Genomic DNA, 26,406 nt, shown 5'->3' on the forward strand with positions numbered 1-26,406 from the left:
CGTAAGGGTAGCCTTACCTCGCCCGGACGTCCAATCGATCCGCGTGCGATGGCTCGACCCGGGACGCCGGGATGACGCCGACCAGCGCCACTGCGGTGGCCAGAACGAACGCGCCGACGAAGCCCGTCACTCCCCCGCCCAGAGCCGCGACGACGAGTCCCGCGCCGGCGATCGCGGTGGCTGCCCCCGTCGCGTCGGCGATCGACAGAGCAGCGGAGTTCTTGCCCTGGTCGGCCGTCGTCGAGTGCGCGAGCATCAACATCGTGATCCGCGGATAGAGCAGCCCCATCCCGCCTCCCGCGAGGGTCCACGCCCCGATGATCACCGCGGGGTGCAGATGGGCCGCGACGCCCGCCGCCACCAGTGCGACCGACACGATCGTGAGCCCGAGCCCCCACCCCAGAATCTTTCGCGGGCTCCACCGGTCACCGATGCGTCCCTGCACGTTCGAGCCCGTCGCCCAGAGCACCGCGGCCCCCGTGAGCGCGAGGCCCGCCCACACCGGCGAGAAGCCGTAGACGTCGATGAACACGTAGGGCACATAGATCTCGGCGCTGAAGAACGCCGCGGCCGCGGCGCCGCGGAGCCCGATGACGCTCGGAAGACCGGGTGCGCTTCGCAGGGTTCCGGGCGGGAGCAGGGGGCGGATCGCCACGACGATGACGACCACGCCGACGGCCACCAGCACCGGGGCACCCGCTGCGAACTCGCTCGCGACGCTCAGCGTCAGCACTCCGGCGGCGACCGCGACCGCCCACAGGAGCCGGGCGACGACAGGAGCGCGATCGACCCCGCCCGGTGATCGGAGCTCGGGGCGGGAGAGCCGCGGCAGCAGCAGGGCGAACGCGCCGACCGCCAGGACGACGACCCCGAGGAAGACCCATCGCCAGTGCAGGAGCTCGGTGACCGCCCCCGCGAGGAAGGGGCCGACGAGGGCCGGCAGCACCCACGCGGCGGCGAAGGCGCCGAGGATGCGGCCGTGCAGCGCCGGCGGGTACACGCGCGCGACCACCACGTAGAGCGCCACGGTCATTCCGCCGGCGCCGAGCCCCTGCAGCAGACGCCCCGCGATGAGCGTCACCATATCGGGGGCGAGACCCGCGACCAGAAGACCCGCGACGAAGAACACCACGGCCGCCGTGAGCGGTGCCGAGGGCCCCGATCGATCGGCCCACGATCCAACGCAGACCATGCCGATCACCGAGGTCGCGAGCGTCCCGGCGAAGGCGAGGGCGTACAGCGCCTGCCCGTCGAGATCGGCGGCGATCACGGGCATCACGGTGGTGACGGCCAGACTCTCGAGTGCGGCGAGGAAGACGAGGGCGACCGAGCCGAGGCTCATCCATCCGTACGGCGCGCGCCAGATCCCGGGCGCGGAGGTGTGGCCGCTCACCGGGTGACGAGAGCGCCGACGCGCTCCACGGCGTCGCGCAGAACCTCGGGCGCACACCCGAAGTTGATTCGGACGTGGCCCGCACCCTCGGCGCCGAAGTACGGACCGACGTGGAAGGCCACTTTCGCCTCGCGTCGGATCTTCGCGGCGGGGTTGTCACCCCACCCGAGCGCGGTCAGGTCGACCCAGGCCAAGAAGCCGGCGTCGGGGATGCGGTAGCGCGCACCGGGCAGGTGATCGGCCAAGAGTTCGGCGAGAAGGCGTCGATTGTCGTCGAGCGCCGCGAGGAGTCCGTCGAGCCACGCGTCGCTCTCGGGAGAGAACGCAGCGATCCCCGCGAGGGCGCCGAACAGTCCGGTCCGCCACTCGACCTCCCAGGGGAGCGCCTTCACGATCGCCGCGGTGCGCTCGTCGGCCGTCACCATCAACGCGCACTTCAGACCCGCGAGGTTGAACGCCTTGCTGGCACTGGTGACGGCGAACCCGACCTTTGCCGCATCCGTCGACGCATCCAGGAAGGGGGTGAAATCCGCACCGGGGTGGATGAGAGGCGAATGTATCTCGTCGCTGATCACCGCGGCGTCGTACCGCGCGGCGATGCGGGCAAGCTCCGCGAGATCGGCCCGGGTGTGCACGGTTCCCGTCGGGTTGTGCGGGTTGCACAGCAAGACGGCACGCGCTCCCCCGGCGAGGGCCGACTCGATGCCCGCCAGGTCGAGCCGCCAGCGGTCGGCGGGATCGGCGGAGGGCGGCACGAGCGGCACACGCTCGATCTCTGCACCCGCCTCGGCCACGGTGTCGAAGAACGGCGGATACACGGGCGGCGTGATGACCACTCGGTCGCCGGGCGAGATGACCGCCCGAAGGATCTCGACCACGCCGACCATCACGTCACCGGTCGTCCGCACGCGCAGCGGGTCGACCGTCCATCCGAATCGTCGCTGCGCGAAACCGACGAACTCGCGCGCGATGCCGGGGTCGGGAGGGGTGTACCCGGTGTCACCGAGACGCACGGCCCGCTCCAGCGCCGCGGTGATCGCCGGCGCCAGCGGAAAATCGGTCTCTGCGACGAAGAGGGGCAGGACGTCTGACGGGTAGGTGCGCCACTTGGAGCTGGAACGCTGCCGCAGCTCGTCGAGAGGAAGGGCTCGGAGGGGCGGAACGCTCATCAGACAAGCCTACCCGCGCCCTCCGCGGGGCTTCGGTCAGACGTCAGATGGCGAAACCGAGGGCGCGCATCATGTCGCGTCCGTCGTCGGTGATGCGCTCGGGGCCCCACGGCGGCATCCAGACCCAGTTGATCCGGAACCGGTCGACCACGCTGTCGAGCGCCTGAGCCGTCTGCTCTTCGAGCACGTCGGTCAGCGGGCACCCGGCAGAGGTGAGGGTCATGTGGATGACCAGGGCGTCGTTCTCGTCGTCCCAGGCCAGGTCGTAGATGAGGCCGAGGTCGACGACATTGATCCCGAGTTCGGGATCCATGACGTCCTTGAGCGCTTCGGTGACCTCGTCGTACTTGTCGGCCGTGATCGTTGCGGTCATAGCCGGACTCTACGCTTCCACGGGGCTGTCGGCCGGGATGAACCGGTCGTAACCCTCGTTCTCGAGACGGTCGGCGAGTTCGGGCCCGCCCTCTTCGACGATCCGGCCCGCGACGATCACGTGCACGAAGTCGGGACGGATGTAGCGGAGGATGCGCGTGTAGTGGGTGATCAGCAGCACACCGAGGTCGTTCTTCCCCTTGGCGCGGTTGACACCCTCCGACACGATCTTCAGCGCGTCGACGTCGAGGCCTGAGTCGGTCTCGTCGAGGACGGCGATCTTCGGGCGCAGCAGTTCGAGCTGGAGGATCTCGTGACGCTTCTTCTCGCCGCCCGAGAAGCCCTCGTTGACGTTGCGCTGGGCGAACTTCTCGTCCATCCGGAGGTCTTTCATCGACGCCTTGACGTCCTTGGTCCACGAACGGATGCTGGGCGCCTCACCGTCGATGGCCGTCTTGGCGGTGCGGAGGAAGTTCGTCACCGTGACGCCGGGGATCTCCACCGGGTACTGCATCGCGAGGAACAGTCCGGCGCGCGCACGCTCGTCGACGGTCATCGCGAGGACGTCTTCGCCGTCCAACGTGATCGATCCGCCGGTGACGGTGTATTTCGGGTGACCGGCGATCGTATAGGCGAGCGTCGATTTGCCCGAACCGTTGGGGCCCATGATGGCGTGCGTCTCACCGGTGCGGATCGTGAGCGTGACGCCGTTCAGGATCGGCGTGGTGCCCGCATCCGTCTCCACGGTGACGTGGAGGTCTCGGATTTCGAGAACAGTCATATCGGTTTCCTTCTTCAGTTCGCGGGGCGCGTGACGGCGGGGTCGACGAGCACGTCGTCACCCTCGACCGTCACGGCGTAGACAGGGACCGGCTCGTACGCCGGCAGATTGAGGGGGTGCCCGGTGGTCAACGAGAACGCCGACCCGTGCGCCCAGCACTCCAGGGTGTCGCCGTCGACGAAACCCTCGGCGAGCGAGACCTCGCCGTGCGTGCAGGTGTCGCCGATCGCGTGCACCTCGCCGTTGCCGTCGAGGACGACGGCCATGGGCACGCCCTCCACCTCGACGCGGATGGCCGCGTCTTGTTCGAGCTCACTGAGGGCGCAGATGCGGGTGGCGGTCACGCGATGATTCCTTCTTCGAGTTCACGTTCGATGGCCTCGGTCAGTTCGACCTGCAGATCGGGGATCGCGATCCGCTGAACGATCTCGCTGAGGAAGCCCACGACGACGAGTCGCCGTGCCTCTTCTTCGTCGATGCCGCGAGCCTGCAGGTAGAACAGCTGCTCGTCGTCGAAACGTCCGGTCGCACTCGCGTGGCCGGCACCGAGGATGTCGCCCGTCTGGATCTCGAGGTTCGGGATCGAGTCGGCGCGAGCACCGTCGGTGAGCAGCAGGTTGCGGTTCGCCTCGTACGAGTTCGTCGCCACGGCCTGGGGCCCGATCAGCACGTCGCCGATCCACACGCTGCGCGCGTTCGCGCCCTGCAGAGCGCCCTTGTAGAGCACGTCGCCCTTCGTGTGGTCGCCCTTGTGGTGCAGGTAGACCTGCGACTCGAGGTGCTGGCCGGCGTCGGAGAACGACAGGCCGAACAGATGCGCCTCGGAGCCCGAGCCCGAGAGCTCGACCGAGGGGTTCACGCGGACGACTCCCCCGCCCAGGCTCGCCACGATGTGGGTGAGCTTCGCGTCGCGGTCGACGCGCGCCTGGTGGGATGCCGCGTGCACCGCGTCGTCGTCCCAGCGCTGCACGGTGATGACCGTCAGCTCGGCTCCGTCACGCACCAGGATCTCGACGTTCTGCGCGTAGGCGGCAGAGCCCGAATGGTAGAGCACGACCGTTCCCCGCGAGTTCGGCATCGCCTCGACCACGATGTGGTCTGTCGCGACCAACCCCGCACCCAGACCCGTGAAGTCGATGCGAACGGGCTCGGCGCGCTCGTCGGCGATCCGCACGTGGAGGGCGTCGGTCGACCGCTGCCACGCGGTGGCCGCCACGACGTCTTCGGGACGGAAGTGCTCACCGCGGACGGCCGCGTCGAGTCCCGAAGAGGCCACCACGTGCGCGGCAGCCGTTCCGAGGTCTCGGCGGAGCGCAGCATCCGTCGATTCCGGCGCATCGGTGAACAACGCACGCAGTCGATCGACCGGCGTGTGCTTCCAGTTCACCTCGCGGCCGGTCGGCACGCCGAAGTCGGCCACCTCGAACGAAGTGGGCCGATCCGACCGGGTCTGCACCGGAACGACACGCACGGTCTTGTCGTCCCATCCTCCGTCGGTGTGAGCGGTGCTCCCGGGGAGGGGGACGGGGGTGATCGTCGTCATCTAGGCGACCGATCCTTTCGTGGGCGAGGCGGCGATCATCCGACGCTGCCTTCCATGCCCATCTCGATGAGCTTGTTGAGCTCGAGGGCGTACTCCATCGGCAGTTCACGGGCGATCGGTTCGATGAACCCGCGCACGATCATGGCCATGGCCTCGTCTTCGGGCATGCCGCGCGACTGCAGGTAGAACAGCTGCTCTTCGCTGACCTTCGAGACGGTGGCCTCGTGACCGAGCTGCACGTCGTCGACGCGGATGTCGATGGCCGGGTAGGTGTCGGAGCGCGAGATCGAATCGACCAGCAACGCATCGCACCGCACCGTGTTGGCGGAGTGGTGGGCGTTGGCATCGACGCGCACCTCGCCGCGGTAGCCGGCACGGCCGCCCCCTCGGGCGATGGACTTCGACACGATCGACGACTGCGTGTACGGCGCCATGTGGACCATCTTCGCGCCGGCGTCTTGGTGCTGGCCGGGGCCGGCGAACGCGACAGAGAGCGTTTCGCCCTTGGCGTGCTCCCCGACGAGGAAGATCGAGGGGTACTTCATGGTGACCTTGGAACCGATGTTGCCGTCGATCCACTCCATCGTCGCGCCCTCGTGGGCCACGGCCCGCTTGGTGACGAGGTTGTAGACGTTGTTCGACCAGTTCTGGATCGTCGTGTAGCGAACGCGGGCGTTCTTCTTCACGATGATCTCGACCACGGCCGAGTGCAGCGAGTCGCTCTTGTAGATCGGAGCCGTGCAGCCCTCGATGTAGTGCACGTAGGAGCCCTCGTCGGCGATGATCAGCGTGCGCTCGAACTGGCCCATGTTCTCGGTGTTGATCCGGAAGTAGGCCTGGAGCGGAATCTCGACGTGGACGCCCGGGGGTACGTAGACGAACGATCCACCCGACCAGACAGACGTGTTCAGGGCGGCGAACTTGTTGTCGCCGGCCGGGATCACGGTGCCGAAGTATTCTTCGAAGATTTCGGGGTGCTCGCGAAGGGCGGTGTCGGTGTCCATGAAGATGACACCCTGAGCCTCGAGCTGCTCGTTGATCTGGTGGTAGACCACCTCGGACTCGTACTGCGCGGCGACGCCGGAGACGAGGCGCTGACGCTCCGCCTCGGGGATGCCGAGTCGCTCGTACGTGTTGCGGATGTCTTCGGGCAGCTCCTCCCAGGAGCCGGCCTGCTTCTCCGTGGAACGGACGAAGTACTTGATGTTGTCGAAGTCGATCTCGCTGAGATCGGCGCCCCAGGTGGGCATCGGCTTGCGGCCGAAGAGCTCATAGCCCTTGAGGCGCGTCTTCAGCATCCACTCGGGTTCGTTCTTCAGCGCCGAGATTCCGCGGACGACGCCCTCGTTGATGCCGCGCTCCGCGACGGCACCGGCGGCGTCGGCGTCGTGCCAGCCGAACTCGTATACGCCGAGCCCCGCGAGCTCGGGCCGGTCGATCAGTACATCAGTCATGACGATCCTCTCCTCTTCGGGCCGAACGGTGTCATCCGCCCGAGCATTCCCTTCTACGTGGAGTGCGCAGAGGTAGGTGGCTCAGTGGGCCCGCTACAGGCGCAGTTGTCGCGCCTAGACTGTCGGGGATGAGGTCCGCGTGAGCGGCGCATCCCGAACCCCTTGATTCTACAGGTTCCGGCCCCGAGCGGGGTGGGCAGCACCCCTCCGTCGGCGACCGAGGAGCCCGCCTGGAGGCGACATCCATGTCTGCGCAGCCGACCGCCGACACCCGCCGGAGCACGACCCCCGCCCCGCGTTCACGATTCGTGGCCTGGTTGCCCGACCGCGTCGACCGCCGGGTGCGGATCTTCGCGTGGCTCTCGTTCATCGCCGAGGTGCTCATCATCGCCACCGGCGGCGCCGTGCGCCTGACCGGATCGGGGCTGGGCTGCCCGACGTGGCCGACCTGCACCCCCGACTCCCTCGTCGCCACCCAGGAGATGGGCATCCACGGCGTCATCGAGTTCGGCAACCGCACTCTGACCGGCCTCGTGGGCATCCTCGCTCTCATCGTGGTCGTCCTCGTCTGGCGGATGCGTCGGGAGCGCCGCGATCTCTTCGTCCTCGCGGCGATCGTGCTCGGCGGCGTCGTCGCGCAGGCCCTCGTGGGCGGCGTCACGGTGCTCACCGGCCTCAACCCCTTCATCGTGGGGTTCCACTACGTCGCATCCGTCGTCCTCGTGTGCGTGTCGGCCGCGTTCCTCGTGCGCATGAACACCGCCCCCGGGCCCCGGACGCGCGCGGTGCCGACCTGGTACGCGATCACCGCCCACGTCACGACCTTCGTCCTCGCGGTCACGATCGTCTTCGGCGTGCTGACCACCGGCGCGGGCCCGCACTCGGGCGATGCCGCGGCCGTCCGCAGCGGCTTCAACGTCGAGGTGCTCGAGCACGTGCATGCCTGGCCGGGCTACGCGCTCTTCGTTCTCACTCTCGTGCTCGCCGCCTTCGCGTGGGCACGCCGCCTGCCGGTGCGGCGTTGGATCACCGCGCTTCTCGCCATCGAGGTCGTCCAGATCGCCGTGGGTCTCTACCAGGCCCGAAACGGCCTGCCCGAGTGGGCCGTCGGCACGCACATGGTGCTGGCCTCGCTCACCGCGGCGGCGATGGTCGTCGTGATCCTGAACCTCAAGGTGCCGGCGTCCGCGGCATCCGTCGCCGCCCACTGACGCGCGACGCGAAAGACGCGAAAGAGGGCGGGAGCCGAAGCCCCCGCCCTCTCGTCACACCGTCTCGGGTGTCAGGCGAGCCACATGAACGGCACGACCATCGTGGCGATCGTGACGACCGGGCCGATGATCACCATCGCGAGACCCCAGATCGTCAGGTTGCGGTAGACGCGTGAGCGGTCTTCCTCCACCGTGCTCGCCACGATCGTGGCGCCCGTGGTTCCGAACGGGGCGCAGTCCACGAGCGAGGCCGAGATCGCCAGGGCGTAGATGAAGCCGGTCATCTCGAGACCGCCGCCGACCACGAGAAGGGGGACGGCGAGCGGGATGAGCGCACCCAGAATGCCGATGGTCGACGCGAAGGCCGAAACGAGGCCGGCGATCACGCAGATCACGAAGGCCGCGAGAAGCGGTTCGTTGACCGAACGCGCGGCCTCGCCGAGCTGGTCGATGGCGCCGAGGCGCGTGAGCACACCGACGTAGGTGATGATCCCGCCGAGAAGGAGAATCGTGCTCCAGTCGACGCGGGTGATCGCGCGACGACCGACCCCGGGGTCGACGAGGGCGATGACGACGGCGATGGTCAGGGCGACCACGCCGAGGTTCACGTCGACGTCGAGCTGCGTCAGCGTGAAGAACCCGCCGACGAGGAGCACGATGGCCGCCATCACGAGGATCTGCATGCCGTTGGGGCGCGCCGCCACGGCCGTCGTCTTCACGTCGGTGCGGAGCATCGTGGCCGTCCCGCCCGCGGTGCCGCGGGCGGTCGAGCCGCCGACACCGCCGAGGGGAGTGGCATCCACTCCGCCCTTGACACCGCGCGAGCGCCGGATGAGCTCGCGCCCGCCGAAGAGGAAGAAGGCCACGAGCACCACGAGGGCGTTGATGCCGACCGAGAGGCCGAACATGAGCGCCGGGTTGTAGGGGATGCCGGCCGTCTGCGCGACGGTCATCACCGTGATGCCGTTGATGCTGGTCGGCGCGAGCGCACCGCCGACGATCGCCGAGCTCATCGCGATGCCCATGAGCGTCGAGTTGATGCGGTGCGTGTGGGCGAGGCTCATCGCGATCGGCACGACCGCGAAGGCCGCGTGCGAGGTGCCGAGACAGGCCACACCCGTGGCGATCAACCACAGCCCCCAGGGCAGCAGGGCGACCCGGTGACCGATGAGTCCGATCGATCGGTCGACGAGCCAGTCGATCGTGCCCGTCTCGCGGGCGATGCCGAAGAGGTACGTGATGCCGAGCAGGATCACGAGCGCATCGACCGGGAACCCGCCCAGCACGTCGTCGAGGCTCTCGCCGACGACGCCGATGCCGACGATGAAAGCTGCGACGAGCGCCAGCGCGCCCATGTGGATGTTGCGCAGAGACGCGATCGCGAAGACGAGCGCGAGCACGATCAGCGCGATGATCTCGCCGCTCATGCGCGGGACTCCCCCGCGTGGGGGCGGCGGTGGCCGCCGTCGGTCGTCAGCGTCATCGGTGAGCTCCGTTCGATTCGTTCAGGGTCGTGCCGGCCAGGTAGGCGGCGAGAGGGGCGTCGGCGACCCCCTCCAGATCTTCGAGTCGCACCAGTTCGCCCGCGGGGATCGCGTGGCGGAGCCGCGCGCCGTCGAGCAGGTAGTAAGGAGCGACGGATGCTGCGGGGTCGATCATCACCGGAGCGACACCGGCGATCTCGTGATGGTGCCCGGCCACCGCGAAGGCGGTGCCGGCGGGGAGGTCGTCCTGAGTGCGGGCGGCGAGGATCGTGGTCCACGCCGGCGTCAGCGCGGGGGCGCCGTCGACGGCCGCGTGGATCGTGAGCGGGGTCTCCACCCCCATGAAGTGGTAGGGCCAGTAGATGCACGCGTATCTGCCGTCACGGCTGAGCACGTGGCCCTTTCCGCGCAGGATCTCCCACGTGACCGGGTCGCCGGTGCGGACGATCGCGAAGATGCCGCCGGCGAAGCTCGCCTCTCCGGGAAGCCGCAAGCCCGAGAAGACGTCGACGACACCGTCGCGCGCGACGATGCCTCCGTCGTCGATCGAGGCGTAGATGTCGGCGAGCTCGTCGATCCGCGCGACGGGGTAGTGCATCGCCTCGACGTCGGCCGTCATCCCCGTGCGGCTCGCGACGACGGTCATCTCGCAGGAGTCCGCAGCAGCCGCGCGCTTCAGCGGAGCGACGAGGGAGGCCCGTGCGGCGAGCGTCGCGGTGACGTCGTCGCCGAGGTCGAGGAGGTCGGCGAGACCGGGTGCGTCGACGGTGACACCCGACTGCACGACGCGTCCTGTGGTCGGATCGAACTCGAGGTCGTACTCCCCCGACTTTCCGATCGCCACGATGTCGAGTCCGACGGCGCTCACCCAGTCCACGAGCCGCAGCAAATTGGCAGGCTGGTCGCCGTCGCCGGCGAGGTAGCTGAGGCCGGCCAGACGGGCGCGGCGGGCGAGGTCGGGGCCGACGACCGAGTCGACCTCTTTGCTCACCATGACCACGTGCGTCCCGTTCGCCAACGCCGTGGCGGCGTAGTCGAACCCGGCCGACACGCGACCGCTGGCCTCGACGAGCACGTCGAGTCCGCTCCAGTCGAGCCCCGACGCATCCGGGATCACCGTGACGCTGTCGGGTTCGATGGCGAGGTCGTCGAGCATGCGGCGCACCCCGGCGATATCGGGGTCGACCAGAACGGCGGGAAGGATCTCGGGTGTGCGGCGCAACTGGGCGAGCAGGGTGCGCCCGTATCCGCCGTTCGCGCCGGTGAGCGCGATGCGGATGGGCGTTCTCTCGCGAGCGGGGTGAGGAAGGAGCACCATCGTTCCGATCGTCGTGCCCGCTCGGACTTCGAGCGGCCGGGGGTCACTGTTTCACAGAATCCAGTATCGTACAAATTCGCACCAAATACTCACATAGGATGACATGGGTGCGGCCGAACCGTGCCGAATCCCCGTAGAGCAGAGGAGCTACCGTGCTGGGAGCCATCGCCGACGACTTCACCGGCGCGACCGATCTCGCGACGATGCTCCGTCGCTCCGGGCACCGCGTCGCCGTCGTCATCGAAGACGCCGCGCTCGCCGCCCCGGCCTTCGATGACATCGACGCGATCGTGATCGCACTGAAGACGCGCACCGCGCCGGTCGCCGACGCCGTGAGTTCGTCGCTCGGCGCGCTCGAGCGACTGCGCTCGTGGGGCGCCGACCGTTTCTACTTCAAGTACTGCTCCACCTTCGATTCGACCGACACCGGCAACATCGGCCCGGTGCTCGACGCTCTATCGGGCGCGCTCGCCGCACGGCGCACCATCGTCGTGCCGTCGCTTCCCGCGAACGGGCGCACCGTGTACGAAGGCCACCTGTTCGTCGGGTCGGATCTGCTCGAGAACTCCCCCATGCGCCACCATCCCCTCACCCCGATGACCCGCTCCCGAGTCGCCGACATCCTGCGCCCGCAGACCGATCGTGGGGTCGCCGAAGTGTTCCACCCCGCCGTCCGTGCGGGCGTCGACGGCCTCACCGCCGCCCTCGCCGAGGCGGAGGAGCCCTACGTCGTCGTCGACGCGATCGACGACGACGACCTCGCAGTCGTGGCCGAGGCCGTCCGCGACGACGTGCTCGTCTCGGGCGGTTCGGGGCTGGCACTCGGCATCCGCGGACCCGGCCACCCCGATTCCGCATGGCAGGCGCCCTCGGACGGTGGCCGGCTCGTCCTCTGCGGCAGCGTCTCGGCCGCCACACGTCGGCAGATCGAGGTCGCCGCTGCGGCCTCGGCACCCGTCCGCGTCGTCGACCTCGACCGCGCCGCCGCCGATACCGACGCAGAAGTGCGATCCATCGTCGCCTGGGTGCGCGAGCAGCGTGGGGGGAGCGCGCCGATCGTCTGCGCCGCACGCACGCTCGACGACGTCCGGGAGACGGTCGGGGGCGTGCCGACGGCGCCGCTCGTCGAATCCGTCCTCTCCGCTGTCGCCGCTCGGTCGGTCGCATCCGGCGATGTGAGCGCACTGATCGTCGCCGGCGGCGAGACCAGCGGCGCGGTGGTCCGTGCCCTCGGGGTGGCAGCGCTCCGCATCGGCCCGGAACTCGCGCCCGGCGTCTGCTGGGCGACGACCACCGTCGGCGACAGCGCCGTCGCCCTGGCTCTGAAGAGCGGCAACTTCGGCGCAGACGATCTGTTCCTCCGCGCGTGGGAGAAGCTCGCGTGAGCGCCGCATCCGAACTGATCACCGCCGGTCGACGGCTGGTCGACGCCGGCCTCAGCCCCGGCAGCAGCGGAAACCTCAGCATCCGTGAGGGAAACCGCATCTTCATCACCGGCACCGGCACCTCGCTCGGCCGTCTCGACGAGGCCGACATCGCGGTGCTCGACCTCGACGGCACGCACGTCTCCGGCGCACGGTCGTCGAAAGAGGCTCCGCTGCACGTGGGGTTCTACCGACGCGACGAGTCGCATCGTGCGGTCGTGCACCTGCACTCCCCGTTCGCGGTCGCGGCCTCGTGTCTCGAGCCGTGGGCCGCGCACAGCGCGGTGCCGCCGCTGACGCCCTACTTCGTGATGCGCGTCGGGCAGACGCCCCTGCTGCCGTACCGCCATCCGGGCGATCCCGAACTGGGTCGCGACCTGGCAGAGGCGCCTTGGATGCTGCGCGCCGCGCTGCTGGCCAACCACGGGTCGATCGTCGCGGGGTCCGACATGGACGACGCCGTCGATCGCGGCATCGAGCTCGAAGAGGCCTGCCGCATCGCCCTGCTCACCGCACAGGCGCCACGCCGCGAGATCGACCCCGCGCAGGTGGTGGAACTCGCCGCACGGTGGGGCAGCCCGTGGCAACCGGGCCTCCCGATACACTGACGCGCAGGAGGCCCCCACCGATGGCGAGCAGTACGTCCCTCATTCCCGAGCAGCGTCGGCAAGAGATCCTCCGGCACCTCCGCCGCGACGAGGTTCTGAGCTATCGGCAGATCACCGATCTCCTCGGTGTGAGCCAGATGACCGCGCGCCGCGATGTGGCACTGCTCGCCGAGCAGGGGCGCGTGACAGCCACCGCCGGCGGCGCAGCACTCGTCGTGCGGCGACTGCGAGAACCGCTCCGCGCGCAGAAGGCGCAGACCGATCTTCCGCAGAAGACCGCCATCGCCCGCACCGCCGCCGCGCGCGTGGCCGACTCCATGACGATCTACCTGGACGCCGGCACCACCGTTCAGGCGATGCGCCCCTACCTCGAGGACCTCACCGATCTCACCGTGGTGACGAACGATCTGACCACCGTGCAGGCGTTCCTCGATCATCCGAGCGTCGACCTGATCTGCATCGGCGGTCGCGTCGACAGAGACAACCAATCGACCATCGGGCGGCTTGCTTCGCTCACACTCGCCGAACTCTCGGTCGACGTCGCCTTTCTGTCGTGCAGCTCGTGGGACGCACGGCACGGCGTCACCACCCCGACCGAGGCCAAGGTCGACCCCAAGCGGGCGGCGATCCATTCCGCCACCTCCCGCGTGCTGCTGGCGGATTCGGGCAAATACGGCAGCTTCGCGAAATACCGCGTGATGCGCCTCGATGAGATCGAGACCGTGGTGACCGATGACGGTATGACGCACGAAGATCTGGCCGACATCCGCGCCCTCGACGTCGAGGTCGTGTGCGCTCCGATCAGCGACGCATCGAGCGGTCGCGAGCCCTCGCAAGCCGTAGCTCCTTCATAGCGAACTCATCGACGCCACGGAAGTCGCGCGACGGGTGACAGGGCAGACTGGACGTTGCCGCGGCCGAATCGTGCCCGGAGAATCTAGGAGTTGAACCCGAATGACCTCTCGTGCCCGCTTGATCACCAGCATCCCGTTCTGGATCCTCGTCGTCGGATCCGTCGTGGCCGGAGCCGTGGGCCTGTGGATCGTCACCGACCGCCTCGGGACCCTCGAGCGCGGACTGCTCGACGGCACCGCCACCACCGCGCAGGTGTACGGCGGCCAGTCGTGGTCGGTCGTCGGAGCGGTCCTGCTCGGCACCGGCGTCGTCGGCCTGTTCCTCGCGCTGGCCATCGCCGCGGTGAAGACGATCCTCCCCCGCAACGATGTCGCGGGCGTCGAGGCGATCGACTGGACGGCCGAAGACGACGAAGACCTCGAGCAGCCCGCTCCGGCGATCTTCACCGAGACGCCGGCCTCCGCCGACCGCGTCTCGGCAGCGCCCGTGATCGCCGAAGACCCCGACGTCGAGGTGCCCAGCACCTCACCCGCGCCGGCGGCCGCGACCCACGGCGACCCGGTCCTCGAGACCGGCCCCGCGGCATCCGCTCCCGAGGACGACAAGCGCGTCTGAGCGACACCGCACGAAGAAAGGCCGGGCCCCTCGCGGGGTCCGGCCTTCTTGCTGCCCCCGCGGCGGTTCGCCCCGCCCCGCTCTGCCTTCGCCCGCAACGAAACGCGGGTCACCGACCGCACACCCGCAACACGGTGCGGGGGAAGCGTCAGAAGGGCAGCAGCGGGTCGACCGCGATCGCCACGAACAGCAGCGTGAGGTAGGTGATCGAGGCGTGGAACACGCGCATCGGACGCGGCTCGGTGCCTCGCACGGCGCGGGAGTAGAGCCGGTGCGACTCGTAGAGGAACCAGCCGCCGAACACGAGCGCAGAGACCGTGTAGACGAGGCCCATCGACGCGATGGGGATCAGGAGCAGCGAGCACGCGACGGTGGCCCAGCCGTAGAGGATGACCTGCAGGCCGACCTGCGAACCGCTGCGGGTCGCGCCGAGCATGGGCACGTCGACCTCTTCGTACTGCGCCTTGTACTTCATCGAAAGCGGCCAGTAGTGCGGCGGCGTCCAGAGGAAGACGAGCGCGAACAAGATGAACGGGGTCCAGGTCAGCGACCCGGTGACCGCCGACCACCCGATGAGCACGGGGAAGCAGCCGGCGATGCCACCCCAGACGATGTTCTGCTCGGTGCGGCGCTTGAGGATCATCGTGTAGATCACGACGTAGAAGAAGATGGCTGCGGCCGAGAGCGTCGCGGCGAGCCAGTTGGTGGTCACGAGCAGCCACACCGTGGATGTCGCCGCCAAGGTCCACGCGAAGATCAGCGCGTTCCGCGGGGTGACCTCGCCGGTGACCAGCGGACGCTTCTCGGTGCGCTGCATGTGCGCGTCGATGTCGCGGTCGAGGTACATGTTGAACGCCGCGGCGGATCCGGCGCTGAACGAACCGCCGATGACGGTGGCGAGGACGAGCCACAGGTCGGGAAGCCCGTTATGAGCCAGGATCATCACCGGTACGGTCGTGACGAGCAGCAGCTCGAGAACGCGCGGCTTGGTCAGCGCGACATAGGCGCGAAAGGTGCGTCCGAAAGACTTCGCGGGGGCCGAGACAGGCGTATCCGACCTCGTCGAGATGTCCATCGTCCCCCGTTTGCAGCGTGAATTTCGTTGTATCCGAGTCTATGTCATCGGTTGTTCGCCCCCGGCGCGTGGGGGGCACCGTCAAGTCCCCCCGGCCCGGTGCCGCCCTTCGCTATGCTGAAAAGGAACGCGCGCCCGGCGCCGGCTCCCCCTCCTCCTGAACGGACAATGGGGGTGAGGTGCGACCAAAGGGCGCCGAGATCGAGAAAGGCGACCGAGTGTCGGACTTGAACTGGGATGAAATCGATCGGCGCGCGGTAGACACCGTGCGCGTGCTTGCGGCAGATGCCGTGGAGAAGGTGGGGAACGGCCACCCCGGCACGGCGATGAGCCTGGCGCCGGCCGCCTATCTGCTCTACCAGAAGGTGATGCGGCACGATCCGGCCGACACCCACTGGCCCGGTCGCGATCGCTTCATCCTCTCGGCGGGGCACTCCTCCCTCACCCAGTACATCCAGCTCTACCTCGGCGGCTTCGGCCTCGAGCTCGACGACCTCAAGGCGCTGCGCACCTGGGGTTCGCTCACCCCGGGTCACCCCGAGTACCGGCACACCGACGGCGTCGAGATCACCACGGGCCCCCTCGGCCAGGGCCTCGCATCGGCCGTCGGCTTCGCCTACGCCCAGCGTTACGAGCGCGGTCTCTTCGACCCCGAGACGCCGGCGGGCGAGAGCCCGTTCGACCACCACATCTTCGTCATCGCCTCAGACGGCGACCTCGAAGAGGGTGTGACCAGCGAAGCCTCTTCGCTCGCCGGTCACCAGGAGCTCGGCAACCTCGTCGTCATCTACGACGCCAACCAGATCTCGATCGAAGACGACACCGATGTCGCCTTCACCGAAGACGTCGCGAAGCGGTACGAGGCGTACGGCTGGGACGTGCAGACGGTCGACTGGAAGAAGACCGGTCAGTACGTCGAGGACGCGGCCGAACTCTACGACGCCATCGAGGCGGCGAAGGGCGAGACCTCGAAGCCCTCGATCATCATCCTCAAGACGATCATCGGCTGGCCGTCGCCCGGCAAGCAGAACTCGGGCAAGATCCACGGCTCGGCTCTCGGCGCCGACGAACTGCGCGCGACCAAAGAGGTCATGGGCTTCGACCCCGAGCAGACCTTCGAGGTCGATGCTGCGGTGCTCGCGCACACCCGCGAGCTCGGCGCCCGCGGCGAGGCCGAGAAGGCCGAGTGGCAGAAGAAGTTCGATGCCTGGGCCACCGCCAACCCCGAGGCGAAGGCCCTGTGGGACCGCGTGAACGCCCGCGAGCTGCCGGCCGACCTCGCCGATGCGCTCCCCGTGTTCGAAGCCGGCAAAGAGGTCTCGACGCGCGCCGCATCGGGCACCGTCATCAACGCCCTCGCCGCTGAGCTCCCCGAGCTGTGGGGCGGTTCCGCCGACCTCGCCGAGTCGAACCTCACCACCATCAAGAACGCCAAGTCGTTCATCCCGACCGAGTGGTCCACCCACGAGTGGGACGGCACGCCCTACGGCCGCGTGCTGCACTTCGGCATCCGCGAGCACGCGATGGGGTCGATCCTCAACGGCATCGTGCTGCACGGACCGACGCGCGCCTTCGGTGGCACGTTCCTCATCTTCAGCGACTACATGCGGCCTCCGCTGCGTCTCGCCGCGCTGATGAACATCCCGTCGCTCTTCGTCTGGACGCACGACTCCGTCGCCCTCGGCGAGGACGGACCGACCCACCAGCCGATCGAGCAGCTCGCGACCCTCCGCGCGATCCCGAACTTCGCTCTCGTCCGCCCCGCGGACGCGAACGAGACCGCAGTGGTCTGGCTCGAACTGCTTCGCCGTCACGCCGGGCCCGCCGGCATCGCGCTCTCGCGGCAGAACCTGCCGGTCTTCGAGCGGGGCGACGGCGATGCGTCGGGCGACGTCTTCGCCGCGGCCAAGAACGCGGCCAAGGGTGCCTACGTACTCGCGGAGGCGGCGAACGGCACTCCCGACGTCATCCTCATCTCGACCGGATCCGAGGTGCAGATCGCGGTTGCCGCTCGTGAAGCCCTCGCCGCCGACGGCATCCACGCCCGCGTGGTGTCGGCGCCGTCGCTGGAATGGTTCGCCGAGCAGGACGAGGACTACCGCGAGTCGGTGCTCCCGGCCTCCGTCACCGCCCGCGTCTCGGTCGAGGCCGGTATCGCCCTCACGTGGCGCGGCATCGTCGGCGACAAGGGGCGCTCGGTTTCGATCGAGCACTTCGGAGCGTCCGCCGACTACAAGACCCTCTACCAGAAGTTCGGAATGACCGCCGAGGCCGTCGTCGCCGCGGCACGCGAGTCCATCAAGGAGAACAACGCATGAGCACTCCCACCGCAGAGCTGTCCGCCGCCGGCGTGAGCATCTGGCTCGATGACCTGTCGCGTCAGCGCATCATGACGGGCAACCTCGCCGATCTGATCGCCACGCGCAACGTCGTCGGCGTGACCACCAACCCGACGATCTTCGCCGGCGCCCTGTCGAAGGGCGAGGCCTACGAGGCGCAGATCTCGGGCCTGTCCGCGAAGGGCGCGACCACCGACGAGGCGATCTTCGAGATCACCACCGACGACGTCCGCGCCGCATCCGACGTGTTCCTGCCGGTGTTCGAAGCCACCGGCGGCATCGACGGTCGCGTGTCGATCGAGGTCTCCCCCGACCTCGCTCACGACACCGAGGCCACTATCGCGCAGGCGAAAGACCTCGCCGCGCGCGTCGACCGTCCGAACGTGCTCATCAAGATCCCCGCGACCAAGGCCGGCCTCCCCGCCATCACCGAGGTCATCGGCTCGGGCATCTCGGTCAACGTCACCCTCATCTTCAGCCTCGAGCGCTACGCCGAGGTCATCGACGCCTACCTCGCCGGTGTCGAGCAGGCCAAGGCCGCCGGACACAAGATCGAGACGCTCCACTCGGTCGCTTCGTTCTTCGTCTCGCGCGTCGACACCGAGGCCGACAAGCGGCTCACCGCGATCGGCACCGACGAGGCCCTCAGCCTGAAGAGCAAGGCCGGCATCGCCAACGCGCGTCTCGCCTACGAGCTGTTCGAGCGCGAGTTCGCCACCGACCGCGCCAAGGCGCTGCTCGAGGCCGGCGCGACCGTTCAGCGTCCGCTGTGGGCATCGACCGGCGTCAAGGACCCGGCACTCCCCGACACCCTGTACGTGACCGAGCTGGTCGCGGCGGGCACCGTCAACACGATGCCCGAGAAGACGCTCGAGGCGACCTTCGACCACGGTGAGATCGCGGGCGACACCATCACGGGCAACTACGCCGATGCGCACGACGTCTTCGACCGCCTCGCGGCTGTCGGCGTCGACTTCGCCGACGTCACCCAGGTGCTCGAAGACGAGGGCGTCGAGAAGTTCGTCGCCTCGTGGAAGGAACTGCAGGGAACCGTCGCGAAGGCGCTCGAGGCAGGCACCGCGGAGGCCGCTCAGTGAGTTTCGAGATCCACGTCTCGGGTCACCCGCGAGAACTCGTCGAAACGACGCTCCCGAGACTCGTGGCGTCGCTCGTCGCCTCGGGCATCACCGCGGGCGACGGCAGCCTGTGGGGCGCGGCGGCGGAAGCCGAAGCATCCCACCGTCTCGGATGGGTGCAGGCCGTCTCGGTCTCGCGTCCGCTCGTCGCCGAGATCGAGGCACTTCGGGCCGAGCTGATCGCGAAGGGTCTCTCCCGGATCGTCCTCGCCGGTATGGGCGGGTCCTCGCTGGCCCCCGAAGTCATCGCGCAGACGTCGGGTGTTCCGCTCGTGATCCTCGATTCCACTTCGCCCGGCCAGGTGCTCGCCGCCATCGACGGCGACACCGAGTCGGGCGGTCTCGAGCAGACCGTGCTCGTCGTCTCGTCCAAGTCGGGCTCGACCGTCGAGACAGACTCGGCCAAGCGCACGTTCGAGGCCGCTTTCCGCGACCTCGGCATCGACCCGACCGAGCGGATCGTCGTGGTCACCGACCCCGGCTCCCCGCTCGACGAGGCGGCACGCGCCGACGGTTACCGGGTGTTCAACGCCGACCCGACGGTCGGCGGCCGCTACTCGGCGCTGACCGCGTTCGGGTTGGTGCCTTCGGGCCTCGCGGGTGTCGACATCGGCGAGTTGCTCGATGAGGCAGAAGCGACGCTTCTCGAGGTCGCCATCGACAGCCCCGACAACCCCGCCCTGGTGCTGGCCGCCGCGATCGCCGGTGGGGAGCCCCGTCGCGACAAGCTGGGTCTCGTCACCGACGGCACTCACATCGTGGGCCTGCCCGATTGGATCGAGCAGCTCATCGCCGAGTCCACGGGCAAGAACGGCACGGGCATCCTTCCCGTCGTCCTCCTGCCGGTCTCGCCCGAGCTCGAGGCGCGCCCCGAAGACCTGCAGATCGTGCGCCTGGTCGACAACGCCACACAGTTCCACCTGTTCGAGCGGCACGAAGACGAAATCCTCGTCAGCGGCTCACTGGGCGCGCAGTTCGTCGTCTGGGAGTACGCGACGGCCATCGCCGGACGGATGCTGGGGATCGACCCGTTCGATCAGCCCGACGTCGAGTCGGCGAAGATCGCCACCCGGGGTCTTCTCGACGCGCGACCCGAAGCCACGGCGCCCGCGTTCGTGCTCGAGGGTGTCGAGGTGCGGGTGTCCGATCCTGCCCTTGCGGCGTCGGGAACGCTCGAGGGCGTGCTCGACGCACTCTGGGCGCAGGTACCGCCCGACGGATACGTCGCCATCCAGGCGTACGCGAACCGGCTGACCGTCGGTCAGCTGGAGGGCCTCCGCGAACTCGTCGCGGCCGACTCGCGTCGCCCGACCACCTTCGGATGGGGACCCCGGTTCTTGCATTCGACCGGCCAGTTCCACAAGGGCGGCCCGGCCACCGGGGTGTTCCTGCAGATCACGGAGCGCACCGACGTCGACCTCGAAATCCCCGGCCGCCCGTTCACCTTCGGTCAGCTCATCGAGGCGCAAGCCGCGGGCGACGCGTCCGTGCTCGCCGAGCACGGGCGTCCCGTGGTGACCCTGACCTTGACCGATCCGCAGCTCGACGTCGTCGAGCTGTTCAATGCAGCCCAGTAAGCGATTGCGCATGAGTGTAGAAATCTCCAAGGGACACAACCCGCTCCGCGACCCCGATGATCGCCGCCTGAGCCGCATCGCCGGCCCGAGTGCGCTCGTGATCTTCGGCGTGACCGGAGACCTGTCACGCAAGAAGCTGATGCCGGCGGTGTACGACCTCGCCAACCGCGGTCTGCTGCCGCCGGGCTTCGCGCTCGTCGGCTTCGCACGCCGCGATTGGGAAGACCAGGACTTCGCCCAGGTCGTCTACGAAGCGGTCAAGCAGCACTCGCGCACCGAGTTCCGTGAGGAGACGTGGCAGCAGCTGCTGCAAGGCATCCGTTTCGTCTCCGGCGAATTCGATGACCCCGAAGCGTTCGCTCGCCTGCGTGAGACCGTCGACACTCTCGACGTCGAACGCGGCACCATGGGCAACCACGCGTACTACCTCTCGATCCCTCCCAAGGCGTTCCCGGTGGTCGCGCAGCAGCTCAAGGAGTCGGGGCTCGTCGGCGACGCGGCCGAAGACGGCAACGGATGGCGCCGCGTCGTCATCGAGAAGCCGTTCGGTCACGATCTCGACTCTGCCCGTGCGCTGAACGACGCGCTCGAGAGTGCCTTCCCCACCGACTCGATCTTCCGGATCGACCACTACCTCGGTAAGGAGACGGTGCAGAACATCCTCGCGCTGCGCTTCGCGAACGAGCTGTACGAGCCGATCTGGAACCGCAACTACGTCGACCACGTGCAGATCACGATGGCCGAAGACATCGGCGTCGGGGGTCGAGCCGGCTACTACGACGGCATCGGCGCGGCGCGCGACGTCATCCAGAACCACCTCCTGCAGCTGATGGCACTCACCGCGATGGAAGAACCCATCAGCTTCAACGCCAAGGATCTTCGCGCCGAGAAGGAGAAGGTCCTCGCCGCCGTCCGCCTTCCGGAAGATCTGTCGCACGCCACCGCGCGCGGGCAGTACGCGGATGGCTGGCAGGGCGGCGAAGAGGTTCTCGGCTTCCTCGGCGAAGACGGGATGAACCCCGAGTCGACCACCGAGACGTTCGCGGCGGTCAAGCTCGAGATCAACACCCGCCGCTGGTCGGGCGTGCCGTTCTATCTGCGCACCGGCAAGCGCCTCGGCCGCCGGGTGACGGAGGTCGCGGTCGTGTTCAAGCGTGCGCCGCAGCAGCTCTTCTCTCGCAGCCAGACCCAGGAGCTCGGTCAGAACGCTCTCGTGATCCGGGTTCAGCCCGACGAGGGCGTGACGATCCGGTTCGGCTCGAAGGTTCCCGGCGACGGCACCCAGGTGCGCGACGTGACGATGGACTTCGGCTACGGCCACGCCTTCACCGAAGCGAGCCCGGAGGCGTACGAACGCCTGATCCTCGACGTCCTGCTGGGCGACCCCCCGCTCTTCCCCCGCCATGAAGAGGTCGAGCTCAGCTGGAAGATCCTCGATCCGATCGAGGAGTTCTGGGCGAAGCAAGAAGGCCCCCTCGAGCAGTACTCCCCCGGTTCTTGGGGTCCTGCATCCGCCGACGACCTGCTGTCTCGCGACGGCCGCACCTGGAGACGCCCGTGATCGTCGAACTGCCCGACACGACCGTCAGCAAGATCTCGAAGGCGCTCGTCAACGTGCGCGAAGAGGGGGGTGCGGTCGCCCTCGGGCGCGTGCTCACCCTCATCATCGTGACTCGTCACGGCGCCGAAGAAGAGGTCATCGAGGCGGCGAACGACGCCTCTCGCGAGCACCCCATGCGGGTTCTCGTCGTCATGATCGGCGGGGGTGACGCCGAGGCCCGTCTCGACGCCGAGATCCGAGTGGGCGGCGACGCCGGGGCCAGCGAGGTCGTGGTCCTCCGCGCTCACGGGGCCGCCGGTTCGAACGCCGAGAGCCTCGTGACCGGTCTGCTGCTGCCCGACGCCCCCGTGGTGGCGTGGTGGCCCTCCGAGACCCCGAAGAGCACCTCGCGCTCCGAGATCGGCCGTATCGCGCAGCGTCGCATCACCGACGCGTCGAGTCAGCCCGATCCGACCGCCTGGGTCGACGGACTCGGCGAGCACTACGCCCCCGGCGACACCGACTTCGCGTGGACGCGCCTGACGCGCTGGCGAGAGCAGCTCGCGGCCGTCCTCGACCAGCCTCCGTACGAGCCGGTCACCGCGGTGACGGTGCGCGGCGGCGCCGACTCCCCCTCGACGGTGCTGCTCGCGGCTTGGCTGCGGCTGAAGCTCGAGGTGCCCGTCGACTACGCCTACCTCCCCGCCGACGAGTGGGCCAGCGGGATCAAGTCGGTGCGGCTCACGCGCCCGGGCGGCGACACGCTGCTCGAACGACCCGAGCCCGGGATCGCGATCCTCACGCAGCCCGACCAGCCCTCCCACGACCTCGCGTTCCCGCGACGCACTCTTCGCGAGTGCCTCGCCGAAGAGCTGCGCCGCCTCGACCCCGACGTGCTCTACGGGCGGGTCATCACCGAGGGCCTCAGTCTTCTGGGTTCGGCCGAAGAGCGGGAGAGCAATGGCTGAGTCGATCACCGAGAAGCGCGTCGTCATCAGTCCCGACAAGGCGCACCTCGCCGAATCGGTGGCCGCGCGCTTCGTCTCGCGCGTGCAGAAGCAGGTCGCCCAGGGTCTGCCCGTGCACATCTGCCTCACCGGCGGTTCGATGGGCGGCGCCGTCCTCGAAGCCGCCGCCGCCGACGATCGCACTCCGACCATCGACTGGTCGGGCGTGCACTTCTGGTGGGGCGATGAGCGTTTCCTCCCGCGGGACTCCGATGATCGCAACGAGAAGCAGGCCCGCGAAGCACTGCTCGACCGGCTCCAGATCCCGGCGGCGAACATCCACGCGGTCGCGAGCAGCGATGACACGCTCGACCTCGACGGAGCGGCGACCGCCTACGCCGACGAGCTCGCGCAGTTCGCACCCGCCGACCGTTCCGAGGGCGGCGCATGGCCGGCCTTCGACATCTGCTTCTTGGGCGTCGGCCCCGACGGACACATCGCATCCCTCTTCCCCGACCGGCCCGAGATCCAGGTGACCGACCGCGCTGCCGTCCCCGTGCGCGACTCCCCCAAGCCGCCGCCGGAGCGCGTTTCGCTGACGCGTCCGGTGATCAACTCCTCTACACGCGTGTGGATGGTGCTCGCCGGAGCCGACAAGGCCTCCGCGCTCGGCCTCGCTCTGGCCGGGGCCAGCTACGTCAGCGTCCCCGCGGCCGGCGCGAAGGGTCGCCGCCGCACCGTGCTCTTCGTCGACGAGGCCGCCGCGGATCAGGTGCCGCCTCAGCTCATCGACCAGGAGTACTGAGCCGTAACGAAAGAAGAGCGGATGCTTATCAGCATCCGCTCTTCTTTCGTTGGTACGACTACTGACCGCGCCGGTCGCGCAGCTGCTGGAGTGCGTCGTCGAGAAGGGTCTCAGCCTCTTCTTCGCTGCGACGCTCTTTCACGTAGGCGAGGTGGGTCTTGTACGGCTCGTTCTTGGCGATCGCCGGCGGATTGGCCTGGTCGCGCCCGGCGGGAAGACCCGACCGCGGCGAATCGATCGTGTCGGGGATCTCTTCTTCGGGGATACCCGCGGCGAAGTGCCGCACGGTCTCGTTGCCCAGGGCGTCCCAGTACGAGATCGACACCCGATCGGCGTGGTAGCCGTGGTCTTGCTCGCCCATGGGGCCGGCGCCGACGCGCGTTCCCCGGATGGCGCTGCCCCCGCTGGCCATCAGACGGGAGCGAGTTTCGTGATGAGGCCCAGACCGACGATCGCCACGAACCACGTGAGGGCGAGGACGACCGTGAAGCGGTTGAGGTTTCGCTCAGCGAGACCCGACGACCCGAGGGCCGACGTCATGCCGCCGCCGAACATGTCGGAGAGGCCACCGCCGCGCCCCTTGTGGAGCAGGATGAGGAGGGTCAGCAGGAGGCTGGTGATGCCCAGCACAACCTGCAGGACGAACTCGAGGATCTGCACTGTAGATAGCCTTTCGCAGCGGTGCGAACCCGACCGCACCGCGTCAAGTATACGGGTGCATGGCGCGGTTTCCCGGCCAGGGCGAGCGGTCGCGTCAGACGCCGACGTGCTTCTGGTAGCGGATGATGGCGGCGAACTCGTCGACCACGAGGCTGGCGCCGCCGACGAGCGCGCCGTCGACGTCGGGCTCGCGCATGAAGCTGGCGATGTTGCCCGACTTCACCGAGCCGCCGTACAGCACTCGGGTGCGAGCGGCCGCGTCTTCGCCGAGCTTCGACGCGACGACCGCGCGGAGCTTGGCACAGACTTCCTGCGCCTGGTCGGGTGTCGCGGCCTGGCCGGAGCCGATGGCCCACACGGGCTCGTAGGCGACCACGATATCGGCGTCGGCGGCGACGCCCTCGAGGGCGACCTCCAGCTGACCGACGGGTACGGCGCTGGCGCCGAACTTCTCGAGATCTTCGGCCGTCTCGCCGACGCAGATGACGGGTGAGAGACCGTGGCGCAGTGCGGCCTGCACCTTGGCCGCCACGACCTCGTCGTTCTCGGCGTGATACTGACGACGCTCCGAGTGCCCGATGATCACGTAGCTGCACGCGAGCTTGGCCAGGAACTGCCCCGAGATCTCACCGGTGTAGGCACCGGAGTCGTTCGTCGAGAGGTCTTGTCCGCCGAGCGCGAAGGGGATCTTGTCGGCGTCGATGAGCGTCTGCACGGTGCGGATGTCGGTGTAGGGCGGGAAGACCCCCACCTCGACGCTGTCGGGCTCGTGTCCGGCCTCTTTCAGCGTCCAGTGCAGCTTCTGGACGAACGCGACCGCCTGAAGGTGGTCGAGGTTCATCTTCCAGTTGCCGGCGATGAACGGGGTGCGGGTGTTCAAGACCATCCGAGGACCTCCAGTCCGGGCAGCTTCTTGCCTTCGAGGAACTCGAGGCTGGCGCCCCCGCCCGTCGAGATGTGGCCGAAATCGTCGTCGGCGAAGCCGAGCTGACGAACGGCCGCGGCCGAGTCGCCGCCGCCGACGACGCTGAGTCCGTCGACCTCGGTGAGCGCCTGGGCGATCGCCCGGGTGCCCGCCTCGAACGCCGGCATCTCGAACACGCCCATCGGGCCGTTCCAGAACACCGTGCGGCTGCCGCGGATGGCGGCGTCGAAGGCTTCGGAGGTGCGCGGGCCGATGTCGAGACCGAGCCCCGAGGCACCGAACGGGGTGTCTTCGAGGGCATCGGCGTCGGCGATCACGTGGTCGGCGTCAGCCGAGAACGATGCCGCGACCACCGCGTCGACGGGGAGGATGATCTCGACGCCGCTCTCTTTGGCCGTCGCGAGGTACCCCTTGACCCGATCGATCTGGTCTTGCTCGAGGAGGCTCGCCCCGACCTTGTGACCCTGGGCCACGAGGAAGGTGAACATCATGCCGCCACCGACGAGCAGGCGGTCGACGCGCGGGAGAAGGTGCTCGATGACGCCCAGCTTGTCGCTGACCTTCGAGCCGCCGAGGACCACGGTGTAGGGACGTTGCGGGTTCTCGGTCAACCGATCGAGAACCTCGAGCTCCTTCTCCACCAGTAGACCGGCGGCCGAGGGCAGCAGCTCGGCGAGGTCGTAGACGCTCGCCTGCTTGCGGTGCACGACGCCGAAGCCGTCGGACACCAGCGCGTCGCCCAGCTGCGCGAGCTGCTCGGCGAACGCACGGCGCTCCCCCGCATCTTTCGCCGTCTCGCCCGGGTTGAACCGCAGGTTCTCGAGCACGGCCACCTGACCGTCTTCGAGCGCCGCAACGGCCTCCTGCGCCGACTCCCCCACGGTGTCGCGGGCGAAAGCCACGGGAGCACCGAGAAGTTCGGAGAGACGCTGGGCGACCGGCTCGAGGCTGTACTTCGAGTCGGGCGCGCCGTCGGGGCGGCCGAGGTGGGACGCGACGACGAGTCGCGCACCGGCGTGGATCAGGGCGTTCAGGGTGGGGATCGACGCGCGCACGCGGCCATCGTCCGTGATGATGCCGTCCTTCAGGGGGACGTTCAGATCACAACGGACGATGACACGCTTGCCGGCGAGCGACCCCAAAGATGCGAGGGTGCGCAGTGCCATGGCGGAGCC

The 26,406-nt window shown here is 68.8% G+C and carries 25 protein-coding genes; 11 read left to right on the forward strand and 14 right to left on the reverse strand.

The features are described 5' to 3' along the window. Positions 1-13: 13 nt before the first annotated feature. Genes ACFXQA_RS11005 through sufB form a run of 7 tightly spaced genes read right to left on the reverse strand, consistent with a single transcriptional unit; the run spans position 14 to position 6,712 of the window. Positions 14-1,393: an MFS transporter gene (locus tag ACFXQA_RS11005; protein ID WP_394519869.1), complete on the reverse strand. Its 1,380-nt coding sequence runs from the start codon at positions 1,391-1,393 to the stop codon at positions 14-16. Then, entirely contained in the window at positions 1,390-2,562 is a 1,173-nt protein-coding gene (locus ACFXQA_RS11010; RefSeq protein ID WP_394519870.1) for a MalY/PatB family protein, read from the reverse strand. The genes ACFXQA_RS11005 and ACFXQA_RS11010 overlap by 4 nt, the downstream gene beginning before the upstream one ends. A gap of 43 nt (positions 2,563-2,605) precedes the next feature. After that, entirely contained in the window at positions 2,606-2,935 is a 330-nt protein-coding gene (locus tag ACFXQA_RS11015) for a metal-sulfur cluster assembly factor (RefSeq protein WP_394519871.1), read from the reverse strand. 9 nt (positions 2,936-2,944) lie between these two features. Beyond that, entirely contained in the window at positions 2,945-3,715 is a 771-nt protein-coding gene (gene sufC / locus ACFXQA_RS11020) for a Fe-S cluster assembly ATPase SufC (RefSeq protein WP_394519872.1), read from the reverse strand. A 14-nt stretch (positions 3,716-3,729) separates the two neighbouring features. After that, positions 3,730-4,059, reverse strand: a complete 330-nt coding sequence (locus ACFXQA_RS11025) for a non-heme iron oxygenase ferredoxin subunit (RefSeq protein ID WP_394519873.1) — start codon at positions 4,057-4,059, stop codon at positions 3,730-3,732. Continuing rightward, on the reverse strand, positions 4,056-5,258 hold the full coding sequence (gene sufD, locus ACFXQA_RS11030; protein ID WP_394519874.1) for a Fe-S cluster assembly protein SufD: 1,203 nt from the start codon (positions 5,256-5,258) through the stop codon (positions 4,056-4,058). Before sufD ends, ACFXQA_RS11025 begins: the two co-directional genes overlap by 4 nt. A gap of 35 nt (positions 5,259-5,293) precedes the next feature. Then, the gene (gene sufB, locus ACFXQA_RS11035) at positions 5,294-6,712 is read right to left on the reverse strand and encodes a Fe-S cluster assembly protein SufB (protein WP_394519875.1); all 1,419 of its coding nucleotides are present in this window, start codon (positions 6,710-6,712) and stop codon (positions 5,294-5,296) included. Positions 6,713-6,957: 245 nt separating this feature from the next. On the opposite strand from sufB, the gene ACFXQA_RS11040 reads away from it, so the two are divergent. Beyond that, positions 6,958-7,923 (forward strand): COX15/CtaA family protein, encoded by a 966-nt coding sequence (locus tag ACFXQA_RS11040; protein WP_394519876.1) that lies wholly within the window; start codon positions 6,958-6,960, stop codon positions 7,921-7,923. A gap of 71 nt (positions 7,924-7,994) precedes the next feature. Here ACFXQA_RS11040 and ACFXQA_RS11045 read toward each other — a convergent pair whose 3' ends face one another. Continuing rightward, a complete protein-coding gene (locus ACFXQA_RS11045; RefSeq protein WP_394519877.1) occupies positions 7,995-9,350 on the reverse strand; it encodes an SLC13 family permease in 1,356 nt (451 codons plus the stop codon). A 52-nt stretch (positions 9,351-9,402) separates the two neighbouring features. After that, the gene (locus ACFXQA_RS11050) at positions 9,403-10,725 is read right to left on the reverse strand and encodes a homoserine dehydrogenase (protein ID WP_394519878.1); all 1,323 of its coding nucleotides are present in this window, start codon (positions 10,723-10,725) and stop codon (positions 9,403-9,405) included. Between the two features lie 152 nt (positions 10,726-10,877). Between ACFXQA_RS11050 and otnK the strand changes: the two genes are divergently transcribed. The 4 genes from otnK (at position 10,878) to ACFXQA_RS11070 (ending at position 14,227) form a co-directional block, all read left to right on the forward strand. After that, the gene (gene otnK / locus ACFXQA_RS11055) at positions 10,878-12,110 is read left to right on the forward strand and encodes a 3-oxo-tetronate kinase (RefSeq protein ID WP_394519879.1); all 1,233 of its coding nucleotides are present in this window, start codon (positions 10,878-10,880) and stop codon (positions 12,108-12,110) included. Continuing rightward, positions 12,107-12,757, forward strand: coding sequence for a class II aldolase/adducin family protein (locus ACFXQA_RS11060; protein ID WP_394519880.1), 651 nt, complete (start codon positions 12,107-12,109; stop codon positions 12,755-12,757). Before otnK ends, ACFXQA_RS11060 begins: the two co-directional genes overlap by 4 nt. Before the next feature lie 20 nt (positions 12,758-12,777). Next, positions 12,778-13,611: a DeoR/GlpR family DNA-binding transcription regulator gene (locus ACFXQA_RS11065; RefSeq protein WP_394519881.1), complete on the forward strand. Its 834-nt coding sequence runs from the start codon at positions 12,778-12,780 to the stop codon at positions 13,609-13,611. A gap of 100 nt (positions 13,612-13,711) precedes the next feature. Continuing rightward, positions 13,712-14,227 (forward strand): hypothetical protein, encoded by a 516-nt coding sequence (locus tag ACFXQA_RS11070; protein WP_394519882.1) that lies wholly within the window; start codon positions 13,712-13,714, stop codon positions 14,225-14,227. 148 nt (positions 14,228-14,375) lie between these two features. Here ACFXQA_RS11070 and ACFXQA_RS11075 read toward each other — a convergent pair whose 3' ends face one another. Continuing rightward, the gene (locus ACFXQA_RS11075; RefSeq protein ID WP_394519883.1) at positions 14,376-15,302 is read right to left on the reverse strand and encodes a heme o synthase; all 927 of its coding nucleotides are present in this window, start codon (positions 15,300-15,302) and stop codon (positions 14,376-14,378) included. A 218-nt stretch (positions 15,303-15,520) separates the two neighbouring features. On the opposite strand from ACFXQA_RS11075, the gene tkt reads away from it, so the two are divergent. The 6 genes from tkt to pgl are packed head-to-tail and all read left to right on the forward strand — an operon-like array spanning position 15,521 to position 23,646. Next, a complete protein-coding gene (gene tkt / locus ACFXQA_RS11080; RefSeq protein WP_394519884.1) occupies positions 15,521-17,620 on the forward strand; it encodes a transketolase in 2,100 nt (699 codons plus the stop codon). Next, complete coding sequence (tal, locus tag ACFXQA_RS11085; protein WP_394519885.1) at positions 17,617-18,738, forward strand: transaldolase; 1,122 nt, start codon at positions 17,617-17,619, stop codon at positions 18,736-18,738. The genes tkt and tal overlap by 4 nt, the downstream gene beginning before the upstream one ends. Continuing rightward, complete coding sequence (locus ACFXQA_RS11090) at positions 18,735-20,354, forward strand: glucose-6-phosphate isomerase (RefSeq protein ID WP_394519886.1); 1,620 nt, start codon at positions 18,735-18,737, stop codon at positions 20,352-20,354. The genes tal and ACFXQA_RS11090 overlap by 4 nt, the downstream gene beginning before the upstream one ends. 10 nt (positions 20,355-20,364) lie before the next feature. Then, positions 20,365-21,915 (forward strand): glucose-6-phosphate dehydrogenase, encoded by a 1,551-nt coding sequence (zwf, locus tag ACFXQA_RS11095; RefSeq protein ID WP_394519887.1) that lies wholly within the window; start codon positions 20,365-20,367, stop codon positions 21,913-21,915. Then, a complete protein-coding gene (locus ACFXQA_RS11100) occupies positions 21,912-22,862 on the forward strand; it encodes a glucose-6-phosphate dehydrogenase assembly protein OpcA (RefSeq protein ID WP_394519888.1) in 951 nt (316 codons plus the stop codon). Before zwf ends, ACFXQA_RS11100 begins: the two co-directional genes overlap by 4 nt. Further along, positions 22,855-23,646, forward strand: a complete 792-nt coding sequence (gene pgl, locus ACFXQA_RS11105) for a 6-phosphogluconolactonase (RefSeq protein ID WP_394519889.1) — start codon at positions 22,855-22,857, stop codon at positions 23,644-23,646. Before ACFXQA_RS11100 ends, pgl begins: the two co-directional genes overlap by 8 nt. A gap of 58 nt (positions 23,647-23,704) precedes the next feature. On the opposite strand, the gene ACFXQA_RS11110 is transcribed toward pgl, so the two are convergent. From ACFXQA_RS11110 to ACFXQA_RS11125, 4 genes are all read right to left on the reverse strand, one after another. Next, positions 23,705-24,058, reverse strand: a complete 354-nt coding sequence (locus tag ACFXQA_RS11110) for an RNA polymerase-binding protein RbpA (protein ID WP_394519890.1) — start codon at positions 24,056-24,058, stop codon at positions 23,705-23,707. Continuing rightward, positions 24,058-24,306, reverse strand: a complete 249-nt coding sequence (gene secG / locus ACFXQA_RS11115) for a preprotein translocase subunit SecG (RefSeq protein ID WP_394519891.1) — start codon at positions 24,304-24,306, stop codon at positions 24,058-24,060. Before secG ends, ACFXQA_RS11110 begins: the two co-directional genes overlap by 1 nt. 94 nt (positions 24,307-24,400) lie before the next feature. After that, on the reverse strand, positions 24,401-25,192 hold the full coding sequence (gene tpiA, locus ACFXQA_RS11120) for a triose-phosphate isomerase (protein WP_394519892.1): 792 nt from the start codon (positions 25,190-25,192) through the stop codon (positions 24,401-24,403). Beyond that, positions 25,183-26,397, reverse strand: coding sequence for a phosphoglycerate kinase (locus tag ACFXQA_RS11125; protein ID WP_394519893.1), 1,215 nt, complete (start codon positions 26,395-26,397; stop codon positions 25,183-25,185). Before ACFXQA_RS11125 ends, tpiA begins: the two co-directional genes overlap by 10 nt. Between the last annotated feature and the right edge of the window lie 9 nt (positions 26,398-26,406).

Origin of the sequence: Microbacterium shimangi, from assembly GCF_043556445.1 — a bacterium.
GTDB lineage: Bacteria > Actinomycetota > Actinomycetes > Actinomycetales > Microbacteriaceae > Microbacterium.